Source organism: Dickeya sp. Secpp 1600, assembly GCF_003049805.1.
Lineage (GTDB): Bacteria > Pseudomonadota > Gammaproteobacteria > Enterobacterales > Enterobacteriaceae > Dickeya > Dickeya fangzhongdai.
In genome coordinates, this window is sequence record NZ_CP023484.1 from 864,830 (window position 1) to 878,873 (window position 14,044).

The window sequence follows — 14,044 nt, forward strand, 5'->3', positions numbered from 1 at the left end:
TGGCTCCCTGAAGAGAAAATTGGCGGAATCACCCTGCAGGATTCTGTGGCGGAATGACATGCGTTTTTTCTGATTGCAGTCATCGGCAGGTTGATCATCCATGTCGTAACACAGGCTAAGAGCCTATCCCAATAGGGTTATTTTACTTGCCATTTTGGACCTGGGCAGTGCTCGGAACCCTCACGTACTACGTGTACGCTCCGGGTTCTGCGCGCTGCTCGAATCCAAACTGGCTGCGCCAATTACGCCTATTGGGATAGGCCTCTAAGCATAGTCAATTCGTATCGGCTTGCGTGTGACAAAGGAAACGCCGGCAGCGATATCATCGGTATTTGGTCATGTTTGGTCGGGGAAATAGTCGTTATGGTGAGTGATTTTCACTCTCATTAATTAACTATATTAAGCGGTATTCCGGCGTGGATTTTGTAATGCTTCATGGTTTCGAAAATCACAGACACGGTACACTGGGTGACTCGCCACCCTACTAACAAAGCGATAAGACAAGGTAATAAACTATGGATGAACAACTGAAGCAAAGCGCACTGGACTTCCATCAATATCCGGTGCCGGGAAAAATCCAGGTCTCCCCGACCAAACCGCTGGCCACGCAGCGCGACCTGGCGCTGGCCTATTCCCCGGGCGTTGCTGCGCCTTGTCTGGAAATCGCTGAAGATCCGCTGGCGGCTTACAAATATACCGCGCGCGGCAATCTGGTGGCGGTGATCTCCAACGGTACCGCGGTGCTGGGCCTGGGCAACATCGGCGCGCTGGCCGGCAAGCCGGTAATGGAAGGCAAAGGGGTGCTGTTCAAGAAGTTTTCCGGCGTCGATGTGTTTGATATCGAAGTGGATGAACAGGATCCGGACAAGCTGATCGACGTGATCGCCGCGCTGGAACCCACCTTCGGCGGCATCAACCTGGAAGATATCAAGGCGCCGGAGTGCTTCTACATCGAGCAGAAGCTGCGTGAGCGCATGAAGATTCCGGTATTCCACGATGACCAGCACGGTACCGCCATTATCTGTACCGCGGCGGTGCTTAACGGCCTGCGCGTGGTGGAAAAACAGATTTCCGACGTTCGGCTGGTGGTATCCGGCGCGGGCGCGGCATCCATCGCTTGCCTGAACCTGCTGGTGGCGCTGGGTCTGAAACATGAAAACATCGTGGTGTGCGATTCCCGCGGCGTGATCTACAAAGGCCGCGAAGCCAACATGGCGGAAACCAAAGCGGCGTACGCCATTGACGATAACGGCAGCCGTTCGCTGGCCGATGTTATCCCGAACGCGGACATTTTCCTCGGCTGTTCCGGTCCGGGCGTGCTGACGCAGGACATGGTGAAAACCATGGCGCCGCGCCCGCTGATCATGGCGCTGGCTAACCCGGAGCCGGAAATTCTGCCGCCGCTGGTGAAAGAAGTGCGCCCGGACGCCATCGTGTGCACCGGTCGTTCCGACTACCCGAATCAGGTCAACAACGTACTGTGTTTCCCGTTCATCTTCCGCGGCGCGCTGGATGTGGGCGCGACCACCATCAACGAAGAGATGAAGCTGGCCTGCGTGCACGCCATTGCCGATCTGGCGCTGGCGGAGCAGAGCGAAGTGGTGGCGTCCGCCTATGGCGATCAGGACCTGTCCTTTGGGCCGGAATACCTGATTCCTAAACCGTTCGATCCCCGTCTGATCATCAAGATCGCGCCGGCGGTAGCGAAAGCGGCGATGGAGTCCGGCGTGGCGACCCGTCCGATTGAAAACTTCGATGATTACATCGAAAAACTGACGCAGTTCGTCTACAAAACCAACCTGTTCATGAAACCTATCTTCTCTCAGGCCCGCACCCAGCCGAAACGCGTGGTGCTGGCGGAAGGGGAAGACCCGCGCGTGCTGCACGCCACACAGGAACTGGTGTCGCTGAGGCTGGCGTTCCCGGTGCTGATCGGTCGCCCGGGCGTGATCGAAAAACGCATCCAGAAACTGGGCTTGCAGATCGCTATCGGCAAGGACTTCGAGGTGGTGAACAACGAGTCCGACCCGCGTTTTAAAGCCTACTGGACCGAATATTTCGAGATGATGAAACGCCGCGGCGTGTCTCAGGAGCAGGCGCAGCGCGATATGCGCGGCAACCCGACGCTGATCGGCTCCATCATGGTTCACCGCGGCGAAGCGGATGCGATGATCTGCGGTACGGTCGGTAACTATGAAGAGCACTTCAACGTGGTGGAGAAAGTGTTCGGCTACCGTGACGGCGTGCATGTGGCGGGAGCGATGAACGCGCTGCTGCTGCCGAGCGGCAACACCTTTATCGCCGACACCTACGTCAACCCGGATCCGACCCCGGAACAGCTGGCGGAAATCACCCTGATGGCGGCCAGCACCGTGCGCCGTTTCGGCATTGAGCCGAAAGTGGCGTTGCTGTCGCATTCCAGCTTCGGCACCTCCGATTCGCCGACGGCGAAGAAAATGCGCGCCACGCTGGCACTGGTGAACAAGATGGCGCCGGAGCTGCAAATTGACGGCGAAATGCACGGCGACGCCGCGTTGGTGGAAGCCATTCGTCGTGAGCAGATGCCGAACAGCCCGCTGAAAGGCGCGGCCAACATCCTGATCATGCCGAACATGGAAGCCGCCCGCATCAGCTACAACCTGCTGCGCGTCTCGTCTTCCGAAGGCGTAACCGTCGGGCCGGTACTGATGGGCGTTGCCAAGCCGGTACACATCCTGACGCCGATCGCCTCCGTGCGCCGTATCGTCAACATGGTGGCGCTGGCGGTGGTGGAAGCACAAACCGCGCCGCTGTAATCCGGCAAGGTAGCCTGTAACGAAAAGACTAAACCGGCAGGGTGACCTGCCGGTTTTTTTACGCCTGCTGACGCAGCCACTTCTCCAATTCGTTAGCGAACTGCTGGCGATCGCGTTGGCTTAATGCCGCCGGGCCGCCGGTTTGTACCCCGCTGGCGCGCAGCGTATCCATGAAATCCCGCATCGTCAGCCGCTCGCGGATGGTGTCCGGGGTGTAGCGTTCACCGCGTGGGTTAAGCGCGACCGCGTGTTTTGCCAGCACTTCGGCCGCCAGCGGGATATCCGCGGTGATCACCAGATCGCCCGGCTGAACGCGGCGCACGATTTCGTTATCCGCCACATCGAACCCGGCGGCGACGCGCAGGCTGTGTATGTGCGGCGAAGGCGGCGTTCTGAGCGGCTGGTTGGCGACCAGCGTCAGGCGGGTTGCGGTGCGATCGGCGGCGCGGTAAAGCACGTCTTTAATGACGTTGGGACAGGCGTCGGCGTCCACCCAGATGGCGGTCATCCGCGTGCTCCCGACGGCGTATTCAGGCCGAGCCAGTCACGGGCGGGCAAAAAGTCGCGGTACAGCGCCGCTTCCGGGCTGTCCGGCTCCGGTTGGTACTGGTATTCCCAGCGCACCAGCGGCGGCATCGACATCAGGATCGACTCGGTGCGTCCGCCGCTTTGCAGGCCGAACAGCGTGCCCCGGTCCCACACCAGGTTGAATTCCACGTAGCGTCCTCGGCGGTAAAGCTGGAACTGGCGTTCCCGCTCGCCCCACGGGATATCTTTGCGGCGATTGACGATCGGCAAATAGGCGTGCCGGAAGCCTTCGCCCACCGCGCGCATGAATGCAAAGCTGGTGTCGAAATCCGGCGTGTTGAGGTCGTCGAAGAACAGGCCGCCGACGCCGCGTGCTTCGTTGCGGTGTTTGAGGAAGAAGTAGTCGTCGCACCATTGTTTGTAGCGCGGGTAGACGTCGTCGCCGAACGGCTGGCACAGGTCGAACGCGGTCTGATGCCAGTGGACGGCGTCTTCTTCGAAACCATAGTACGGGGTGAGATCAAAGCCGCCGCCAAACCACCAGACCGCCGGTTCGCCCGGTTTTTCGGCGATGAAGAAACGTATATTGGCGTGGCTGGTCGGCACGTACGGGTTTAACGGATGGATCACCAGCGAAACGCCCATCGCCTGAAAGCTGCGCCCAGCCAGTTCCGGGCGGTGGGTGCTGGCCGACGGCGGCAGCGATGCGCCGGAAACGTGAGAGAAATTCACTCCGGCCTGCTCGAATACCCGCCCCTGACGCAGAACGCGGCTGCGTCCGCCGCCGCCGGAAGCATGTTGCCAGGCGTCTTCAATAAAGGTGGCGGCGCCATCGGTCAGTTCCAACTGCCGGCACAGGTTGTCCTGTAACGTGAGCAGAAAGTGCTTGATCGCATCGATATCAGGTGAGCTCATAGTGTCCCTTATGATGATGTTGAAAGGCGGTTGGACTTATTGCAGCCTTAGTATATCGAAATTCGGCAGGCCGCCCATCGCCGGTAAATGCCGTCGATGTGAATCGATGTCATTGCTGAAAAGTGTATGACGAAGATGTTGCGTCTGCGGTGAATCACGGGATAATCGAGTATCACCTATTGACTCTAGATGGCGAGCAGCGATGGAAATCCGCGTATTCAGGCAAGATGACTTTGAAGAAGTGATTACCCTTTGGGAACGCTGTGATTTGCTGCGCCCCTGGAATGACCCGGAAATGGATATTGAGCGCAAGCTCAACCATGATCCCGACCTGTTTCTGGTAGCAGAAGTGGGCGGCGAGGTGGTCGGCTCAGTGATGGGCGGATATGACGGTCACCGCGGTTCGGCCTACTATCTGGGGGTGCATCCGGATTACCGCGGCCGCGGCATCGCCAATGCGCTGATCAGCCGTCTGGAGAAAAAACTGATCGCGCGCGGTTGCCCGAAGATCCACCTGATGGTGCGTCAGAGCAACACGGCCGTCATCAGCATGTATGAAAAGATGAATTACGACATGGTCGACAGCATCACGCTGGGTAAACGCCTGATTGAAGACCAGGAGTATTGACCGTTCCCATCCGGTCGATGACGGGGAGAGGCCGCCTTATCTCCGTCTGACGCCGACCGATATCCCGCTTGCCTGCTGCATTTTCTCTTTCTGTTTCTGTCCGCCTGTTTCTGTCCGCGCCTCCGCGCAATTTTCTCATTAGTGGTGTTTTGCCTGTCCAAAAGGTCAGGTTTGTACTGACGTGCTGTAAAAATTCATTGATAATGGATATCATTTGTAAAATAATTCTCATTATCTATAAAGGGATGTTTCTGCTTGTTTTGGGATGGGAATCAGGGGCGCCGTCGTCGTTGTCCTGTCCATAATTTGATACTTATTTCTATAAATAAAACATGGTATTACGTTGAAAGCTACACATTCTCTTCTGTTGTCCGTCGGGGTACATCTGTCGGTGGTCTGGGCCTTGTTGTGGGGGTATGCGCCTCACGAGCAACTGGTGTTGCAGGCCGGGCGTGCCGGAGAAAGCGTGACGGGCATGCATGTCACCTCGTTCTCCGCCCACGCAGTGCGGCTGCTTTCCGCAAGCACCGCAACATCGTCTGCCGACGAGCCGGTTACGGCCACCAGAGTGACGCCGGTAGCTGTGGCGCCAGCGGTAATGCGGCCGCTGCCGGTGAATGAGCGCGCCGTGGTGACGGCTACGTCTTCCGATCCTGCTGCGACGACACGCCCGCCAAAACCGACGGAGAAAACCCGCGAACCTTCACGCCCGCCAAAAGATCCTGTGCCGGTAAAGGAAAAAGCGGACGTCAAAAAAACACCCGCCTCTCCACGCAGTGACACTCGTGATACGCCGACGCCTGTGGCGGACGCGGCGAGTCCGGCTGAGCCGGGAAATCGCGCAACGGCGTCAGCGCCCGCCAGCGCGTCGGCAGGCGGCCAGGCCGCACCGGCGGGCGAGAGTACGCAAGGGCAGGCGCATCAGGGCGCGGGCAATAGCCAGACCGGCACGCTGAAGGCGTTGCAACGACGGGTGAATTATCCCGTGCGGGCGCGCTCGATGGGGGTGGAAGGCCAGGTTCGACTGCGGTTCGACGTCACGGCCAGCGGCACGGTCACCAATATTCGGGTGTTGTCGGAGAACCCTGACGGGATGTTTAGCAGCGACGTTATCAAAGACATGGCGCGCTGGCGTTATCAGGCCGATTCACCGGTTGCCGACCAGACGGTATCCGTCATTTTTCGGCTGAATGGGCATATCGAACTTCAGAATTGATTTTTTTGTTTTCAATATCATCAGGGTACAGGAAATAATTACATGAATAAGCATCTCTATTTGATGATGATACTCGGCGTATCATCAACGGCGACGGCTGCCGAACAGACGACTCAAACAGAAAATACCTCTGCCGGTAAACCGGCGGCAGAAAAGAAAAATACCGATGAGGATACCATCCTGGTTCGCTCCACTCCCACCAGCCAGACGATGGGAACCCAGGTGATTACCAGCGAGCAGATTCAGCGTCGGCCGACACGTAACGGCAGCGTCACGGAATTATTGCGCTCCAACCCAAACGTGCGTTTTTCTAATAGCCTCGACAGCAGCCAGACGCCCGGTGAACTGGCGCCGGAAAACGTGTCGTTTCATGGCGAGAAGTTTTACCAAAATAACTACATGATCGACGGGTTATCCAACAATAACGTCATCAACCCCGGCGCGAATAATGGCGAACTGAGCAATACACCGGATGGATATTCACCAACCGACCTGCCTGCCGGCGGCGCGCAATCATTCTGGATTAACTCGGAGTTGATCGAGCAATTACAGGTATTCGACAGCAATATCTCCGCGAAATATGGCGACTTTACCGGCGGCGTGGTCGATGCCAAATTAAAAGACCCGAAACTGGACCGCGCTTCCGGCAGGGTTTCTTATCGCACCACCCGCGACAGCTGGACCCGTTATCATATTGACGATGATATTGAAGGCGACTTTTATTCAGCCAGCCAGCTCTATTATCAACCGAAATTCCGCAAGAATTTTTATTCCGCCACCTTTAATCAGCCATTAAGCGACAAGGCCGGATTTATTTTTGCCTATAACCGCCAGCAGTCGTCGATCCCGTTTTATAACAGCGTCATGGACGAATGGGTCACGCAGAAGCGCGAGGCGGAAACCTATTTGCTCAAAGGCACTTATCTGGCGGATAACGGCGATATTTTCCGCCTGACCGGTATGTACGCGCCGCATGAATCCGGCTATTACAAAAAAGACATCAAAAACGGCGGCTATACCAATACCGGCGGCGGCTATCGCGGCAATATCGAGTGGGAACACAATGCGGACTGGGGGAAAGTGAGCAGTCTGGCGGGTTACCAGTTTGAGGAAAACCGTATCGAGCATGAGGGCGATACCTATCAGTCCTGGTATCGCTATAACCGCACATCCCGGTTTGTTTCCAATGTTGTGGACTGGGGTACGGGGGTAGCGGGTAACTCCCAGCTATCGGGAATCGGTGGTTATGGCAAATATGCCACAGAAAAACAGACCTTCACGTTCAAACAGGATTACGAGCTCAACCCGCTGGCGTTGTGGGGCACCAGCCATCAGTTGGATATGGGCTGGCAGGTAGATTCTTACCGCGCGCAATATCGCCGTTTTAGCAATGTGTATACCAGTCGTAATACGCCCACCATCAGCACCAGCGTGGTGTGCCAGGCCGGCGACGACTTCTGTATTAATGGCGAGCAGTATTACCGCAATCGCAATCTGTTCCCGGCGCGTCAGGTGGAAGGCAATTACGTCAACTATGCGGTGTATTTGCAGGACAGCGTCAGTTACCAGAACCTGGAAGTGACGCCGGGCGTGCGCCTGCAGTATGACGATTACCTGAAAAACCTGAACATCGCCCCACGTCTGGCGGCGTCTTACGATGTGTTTGGCGATCGCTCCACCCGTGTTTTCGGCGGCGCCAACCGTTACTACGCCCAGAACATGCTGGCGTACAAACTGCGCTCCGGGATCAACGAGTCGGTAGTGCAGAGTCGTACCAGCGCCAGCAGCGGCTGGACCAGCAGTAATACCAGTTATGGCAGTTATGACTACGATATTTCCGACCTGAAAACGCCGTACAGCGACGAGCTGTCGCTGGGGCTGTCGCAGCGGGTGTACGACACCGTGTGGACGCTGAAATGGGTTAATCGTCAGGGGCGTAACCAGTTCGGCCGCAGCAATGGAACCGATGACAGCGGTCAACGCTATTACTACCTGACCAATGACGCCCGCACCGAAGGCAATACGCTTTCGCTGACGGTGGAACCTATCAGCCCGTATAAACTGAAATACGCCGATGTTCGCTGGGGGCTGAGCGCCAGCATGGCGGATAACAAGACCAGCTCACAGCTTTACTACGACCAGGGCAACATGGACGACAGCAAGGTGATTTTCAAAGGCCGCCTGACCGATCGTCGTGACATGGACGCGCTTGACTACAACACCCCGTGGTCGGTGGCGTTGAATATCAACACCTATTTCCCGGCCATTCGTCTTAACTGGGATCATAACCTGGCCTATACCTCCGGTTACAAAGGCTACCGTACCTCCAGCGTTACCTGCTCCGGCAGTTCCAGCAGCGTCAGCGCCTGCGGCGATTATACCGGTAGCGCCACGCTGTATACCGAGCGCCAGTATCAGGATTACGTCTCCTACGACTGGCGATTCAACTACTCCTTGCCCACCTATAAAAACCAGTCGCTGGACCTGACGCTGGATGTGATCAACGTGCTCGACAACGTGATCGCCACCTCGCAGGAGACTTCCGGCAATACGGTGACCTACAAGCTGGGTCGTCAGTTCTGGCTGGGTGTGGCTTACAACTGGTAATGGTCTGACGCCGGGAGCGGGTGCGTCCCGTTCCCGGCGATAACACAGTGATTGCCTGAGATATCCCGTCGGTTTTACATACCCATGATTGAGCGATTAATGAGAAAAATGACTTCCCGCTGGATAGGTACGATAGCGTTCTGTCTGTTCAGCGCGCTGGCCTCAGCGCAAACCGTCACCAGCCCGTTGCCGGTGATCACCGAAGGGCAACTGGACAATGGCCTGCGTTACACCATTGTGCCGCTGGCCGGGCAGCAGCAACGGCTGGACATCCGGCTGAGCGTTGAATCCGGTTCGCTGGACGAGCAGGATGACGAGTCCGGCGTAGCGCATATGGTGGAGCACATGGTGTTTCGCGCCACGCGGGATTATCCGGCCGGTCTGGCGCAGACGTTGGGCCAGCAGGGCTGGGTTCGCGGTCAGCATTACAATGCGATGACCAATTACGAGCGCACGGTTTACATGCTGAGCCCGCCTGCGGGCAAGCCATCTCTGGGGCTGGCGTTGAACGTGCTGGCGCAGATAGCCGGGCAGGCGCGCTTCGAGCCGGAGGACTGGCAGCGCGAGCGCCAGGTGATTCTGGAGGAGTGGCGCGGCAAGCTCGGTGTGGCGGAACGCATGAATCAACAGCGGGTGGCCGCTATCCGGCATGACTCCCGCTATCCCGAGCGCCCGGTCATCGGTTCCGAAAGCGCGATCCAGACCACGCCGGTGACGGTGCTGCGCAATTTTTACGCCCGCTGGTATCACCCGCGGAATATGCGCCTGATCGTGATCGGCGACCTACAGCCCGAGCAGGTGAAGCAGGCGATTACGCAGGCGATGGGCACGCTGCCGGACGGCAAAATACCGCAGCGGGATCGGTATGAACCCGCATTGCGCCCGCAACTGCATGTGGTGCGCCTGCAGGACAGCCAGAGCAGCGTCAGCCAGGTGTCGTTCGTGTTCCGTTTTGATGACGCGGCGGCCAGAGCGACAGACGAGCAGGGGCTGCGCCACCGTTTGATCAACCAGATCGCGCTGGACACCCTGAGCCGGCAGGTGCAGCGTCAACCGATCGCTCCGGCAACGGCGGTTAGCAGTCTGGTGGTGCGCAAGTCCGACATCGGGCGTACCACGGTGGCGCTGGGGCTGTTCGCCTCGGTGCTGCCGGACGGCCACCCACAGGGGGTGACCGTGCTGTTGCAGGAGATTGCGCGCCTGCGCCATTACCCGCTCTACGAATCCGATATCGCGGCCGTCAAAGATGAGATCCGCCAGTCGGCGGAGAAGATGGCGGCGACGCCGGAACAGCGCGAGTTTTCCGACTGGGTGCAGCAACTGGTGGTGTCCTGGCAGCAGGAGCGTCCTTATACCGGCAAACAACAGCTGGGGCAGCAGGTTCTGGCGGTGCTGAAAACCATTACCGCAGCGGATATCAATGCCTGCCTGCAGCGCTGGCTGTCATCGCCCGATCAACTGGTGCAGTTCAGTGTTCCCGGCACTCTGCCGTTCACGCCGCCGTCGGCGGCCGATATTGAGCAACAGCGTCAGCAGGCGGCTCGCAGCGAGCTGGCGCCGCTACAAAAGCCTGTTGTGCGGGTAGCGCCGGCGTTGCCTGCGGCTGAAGGCCGTGGCGAGATCACCGGCGGGCGAGCGTTCCCTGAGCAGAAGGTGGAAGAGTGGCAACTGAGCAACGGCGATCGGCTGGTATGGCTGCGCAGCGCTCAGGCCGGCAAATCAGTGTCGCTGGCTGTGCAGTCGCCGGCCGGTTTTATGACGCCGGGACGCGAGCCGTGGCTGTCCCAACTGGCCGGTCAGTTGATCAGCCAAAGCGGGCCGGCTGGCTGGAAAGGCCGGGATCTGAACGACTGGAAAAAAGAGCGGCGGCTATCGCTCAGTCTGGATTATCAGCCGGACGAACTGCGCTGGAGCGGCAGCGTCAGCCCGGACAAGCTGGACGCGCTGTTGCATCTCTATCATGCGATGAATCGGTCGGCCGCTATTGATGAAAACGATATGCGCGACAGCCTGTCGGTGCTGAAGCGGCAACAGGTTACCCGCGAGCAGAGCGTTGGCTTCCGACGGGAGCGGGAGAGCGCCGAGCTGCAGTTCGGCAACGCGCCGACGCCTTTCCCGACGCCGACACAGCTGGATACCGTCACCACCGAACAGTTGGCGGATCAGTGGCGGCAGACCGTGGCGGCGCCGGTGACCTATTACCTGCTGGCGGACCTGCCGGCGGAGCAGTTGCGTCCGCTGGTGGAGCGCTATCTGGCTTCGCTGCCGCGTCAGGCTGGCGCGGAAAGCCCGCAGCATCTGGCGCTGGCGGGGAAACGCGAGCGTGTCTCCGCCATCAATCTGGAACCGAAGGCGGATATCTACCTGTGGAGCTTCTCGCCGCAAACATGGACGCCGCAGCAGGCGGTGCAGGTGAATATCGCCTCCCGGCTGGCGGCCCGCTATCTCAAGGCCAGCCTGCGGGATGACGCGCAGGGAATTTATAACCTGAGGATGGAAAGCCGTCTGAATGATAAAAGTCAGCGTATTGAAACGTCGCTGCGTTTTACCACCTCGCCGCAGCGGGCGCAGGAATTGAGACGCAACGCGCAGCAGGTGCTGGAAACGCTGGCGGCGCGCATCACGCCGCAGGATGTGGAGCAGGAGCGCAAGCAGTTTATCCACGGCGAGCGCGCTCGCCAGCAGGACAGCACCACCCTGATGTCGCGGCTGATGCTGAGTTACCGGAACTATCATGATCCCCGCTATCTGACCCAACTGGATAGTCTGGCGCCGGCGATTACGTTTGAAGCAGTGCGCGATGCGGCGTCCCGGCTGTGGCATCCGCAGAATCAGGTGCTGTATATCACGTTGCCGCAGGAGAAAAAATCGTGAAACCGTTCCTGCAGGCTTTTGCCCTGTTGTGCCGTCCGTTCTGGCTTAACCGGCGTTACTGGCAAAGCTGGATGCTGCTGGCTGCTATCGTGGCGATGGGCGGCAGCATTGTTTACCTCAACGTCCGCATCAATGACTGGAGCAAAACCTTTTATGATGCGCTGGGGGCATTCGACAGCGGCCTGCTTTACCGCCTGATCAAGGAATATTGCCTCTATATCCTGATTTATATCGGCGTCTTCGTGTATCAGGAATGGCTGACCAAACTGCTGATTATTCGCTGGCGCGAACAGATGACGGCGGCGTTTATCGACAGCTGGCTGGCGAAGCGCGCCTTTTATCGCCTGTCGCTGAGCGGCCGGGTGGATAACCCGGACCAGCGCATCGCGCAGGATGTCGACCTGTTCGTCACCCAAACGGTGCGGCTGTTGGTGTCGTTTATCATCACCTTCGCCCAGCTGTTCTCGTTCCTGCTGATCCTGTGGGATCTTTCCGGCGTGCAGCAGTTCACGCTGTGGGGGCACAGCGTGACCGTCAGCGGTTATCTGGTATGGGTAGCGGTGATCTATACCTTGCTGGGCAGCCTGATTACCCAGTGGATCGGCAAACGGCTGCATGGCATCAACTACCATAAACAGCAGGCGGAAGCGGATTTCCGCGCCTCGCTGCTGCGCAAACACGACAGCGCGGAGCAGATTGCGCTGTACGGCGGCGAGCGGCAGGAAAAGCGCCAACTGGGCGGTTATTTTTCGTCGATCGTCAGCAACTGGCGTTCACTGATGAATGCCGAGCGCAACCTGGGCCTGTTTACCGTCGGCTATACCCGCGTCAGCCTGATTGTGCCGGTATTCGCCGCGCTGCCCGCGTTTCTCAGCAAGACCGTCACGCTCGGCGGGCTGATGCAGATTCGCAGCGCGTTCGGGCAGGTGCACAGCGCGCTGAGCTGGTTTATTCGGGTGTATTACTCGCTGGTGGAACTCTCCGCCAGCATGACGCGTCTGGATCAGTTCCGGCGGGAAATCGAGGCGCATCAGGATACGGCGATACCTGTCGTACAAGGTGAGCAACTGCAGGTGGAGCGGCTTAGTTTCTCCACCCCGCAGGGACAACCGCTGCTGCGCAACGTGACGTTCCAGTGCGCGCCCGGCAGCTGGAACCGGCTTTCCGGCCACAGCGGGCTGGGGAAATCGACCCTGCTGCGCACGCTGGCCGGGTTGTGGCCCTATTACCACGGCGCCTGGCAGGCCGGGCGCGGCCATTCGTTGCTGTTGCCGCAACAAAGCTATCTGGGGCAGGGAGCGCTGGCGGAGGTAATTTGTTATCCGCGGGCGCCGCTGGACGATGAAGCGGCGTTGCGTCGGGTGTTGGATCAGGTTGGTCTGGGCGACTGGGGCGACCGATTACAGCAGCAGATGAACTGGGATCGGGTGTTCTCCGGCGGCGAACGGCAGCGGCTGGCGCTGGCGCGGGCGCTGGTCAACCGTCCGGATCACCTGTATCTGGACGAGGCCACCAGCCATCTCGACCAGCATGCGGCCCGGCACCTGCTGGGGGTGATCCGACAGGCATTGCCGGATTGCACCGTGATCGCGGTAACTCACCAGCAGGAACTGGCCGATCTGTTCCATTATCACATCGATCTGGCTGCTTTCCGCTAACCCTTCTCCCTTCGGCCGGGGTGACGTTTTTCTCGGGATGAACGTTTCCCCGGCCCGTCTGAACAATGGTAATCTTGACGGCATGTACGCGCCGTGGATTAACCGGCGCGAATTTTCACGGCACTTTCTGCCGGCGGCGCACTCAAAGAGCCAGCGCTATGGCAGGGCCGGCTCGTTGAGTCGGCGCCGTTTTATGTTGAGGAGTCGAGAGTGACAAAAGTGCGTCCGTTGTTTCTGGCTTTCCCGTTATTGCTGGCGGGGTGCAGCACCCTTTCCAGTTTTTCCTGGTCCAGTTTGTCGCCGTTCAACTGGTTCGGCCATCGTTTGACGGTATCGGACGCCGGCGTCGGGGACATTAATGCCAAAACGCCGATGCTGGAGTCAGCGTTGAACGACGCGCTGAACGGTGATTATCGCCTGCGCGGCGGTATGGAAACCCGCAACGGCAAGCTGGTATCGATCTATGAAGCGCTCAAGGATGACAGCGTCAGGCTGGAAATCAGCGGAGCGCCGAAAGGCCAGGTCAAACAGGTGGCGGTGATGGACAAGGCGATCGCCAGCGAATGGGGCGTGAAAATCGGCGATGAATTCAGTTCGCTTTACAGCAAAGCGTTTGGCCTCTGCCAGCCGGGACAAGGCGCGGATGCCCGCAGCGTCGAATGTGTGGCGCCGCAGGGTAAACACGTCAGCTACCTGTTCTCCGGCGACTGGAGCGGTCCGGAAGGGTTGATGCCGTCCGATGATATTCTCAAGAGCTGGAAGGTCAGCAAAATCGTCTGGCATGCGCAGGAACGAGAATAATTCATCAGTATTATTTATTAAT

At 58.7% G+C, this 14,044-nt stretch carries 9 protein-coding genes; 7 read left to right on the forward strand and 2 right to left on the reverse strand.

From position 1 onward, the window contains the following. The first annotated feature begins 515 nt into the window (after nt 1–515). Nucleotides 516–2,795, forward strand: coding sequence for an NADP-dependent oxaloacetate-decarboxylating malate dehydrogenase (maeB, locus tag CPA59_RS04045; protein WP_107758736.1), 2,280 nt, complete (start codon nt 516–518; stop codon nt 2,793–2,795). Nucleotides 2,796–2,853: 58 nt separating this feature from the next. Here maeB and CPA59_RS04050 read toward each other — a convergent pair whose 3' ends face one another. Then, nucleotides 2,854–3,303, reverse strand: a complete 450-nt coding sequence (locus CPA59_RS04050) for a YaiI/YqxD family protein (RefSeq protein WP_038661889.1) — start codon at nt 3,301–3,303, stop codon at nt 2,854–2,856. Further along, nucleotides 3,300–4,238, reverse strand: a complete 939-nt coding sequence (hemF, locus tag CPA59_RS04055; protein ID WP_038917949.1) for an oxygen-dependent coproporphyrinogen oxidase — start codon at nt 4,236–4,238, stop codon at nt 3,300–3,302. Before hemF ends, CPA59_RS04050 begins: the two co-directional genes overlap by 4 nt. Before the next feature lie 202 nt (nt 4,239–4,440). On the opposite strand from hemF, the gene CPA59_RS04060 reads away from it, so the two are divergent. From CPA59_RS04060 to CPA59_RS04085, 6 genes are all read left to right on the forward strand, one after another. Then, nucleotides 4,441–4,866 (forward strand): GNAT family acetyltransferase, encoded by a 426-nt coding sequence (locus CPA59_RS04060; protein ID WP_038661883.1) that lies wholly within the window; start codon nt 4,441–4,443, stop codon nt 4,864–4,866. Nucleotides 4,867–5,209: 343 nt separating this feature from the next. Beyond that, nucleotides 5,210–6,082, forward strand: coding sequence for a TonB family protein (locus CPA59_RS04065; RefSeq protein WP_107758737.1), 873 nt, complete (start codon nt 5,210–5,212; stop codon nt 6,080–6,082). Nucleotides 6,083–6,124: 42 nt separating this feature from the next. Beyond that, complete coding sequence (locus CPA59_RS04070; RefSeq protein WP_107758738.1) at nt 6,125–8,689, forward strand: TonB-dependent siderophore receptor; 2,565 nt, start codon at nt 6,125–6,127, stop codon at nt 8,687–8,689. 99 nt (nt 8,690–8,788) lie between these two features. Continuing rightward, nucleotides 8,789–11,563 carry a pitrilysin family protein gene (locus CPA59_RS04075; RefSeq protein ID WP_107758739.1) on the forward strand — a complete coding sequence of 925 codons (2,775 nt, stop codon included), beginning with the start codon at nt 8,789–8,791 and terminating at the stop codon, nt 11,561–11,563. Continuing rightward, nucleotides 11,560–13,221, forward strand: coding sequence for an ABC transporter ATP-binding protein/permease (locus CPA59_RS04080; RefSeq protein WP_100848986.1), 1,662 nt, complete (start codon nt 11,560–11,562; stop codon nt 13,219–13,221). The genes CPA59_RS04075 and CPA59_RS04080 overlap by 4 nt, the downstream gene beginning before the upstream one ends. 210 nt (nt 13,222–13,431) lie before the next feature. Continuing rightward, the gene (locus tag CPA59_RS04085; RefSeq protein WP_107758740.1) at nt 13,432–14,022 is read left to right on the forward strand and encodes an RpoE-regulated lipoprotein; all 591 of its coding nucleotides are present in this window, start codon (nt 13,432–13,434) and stop codon (nt 14,020–14,022) included. Nucleotides 14,023–14,044 lie beyond the last annotated feature (22 nt).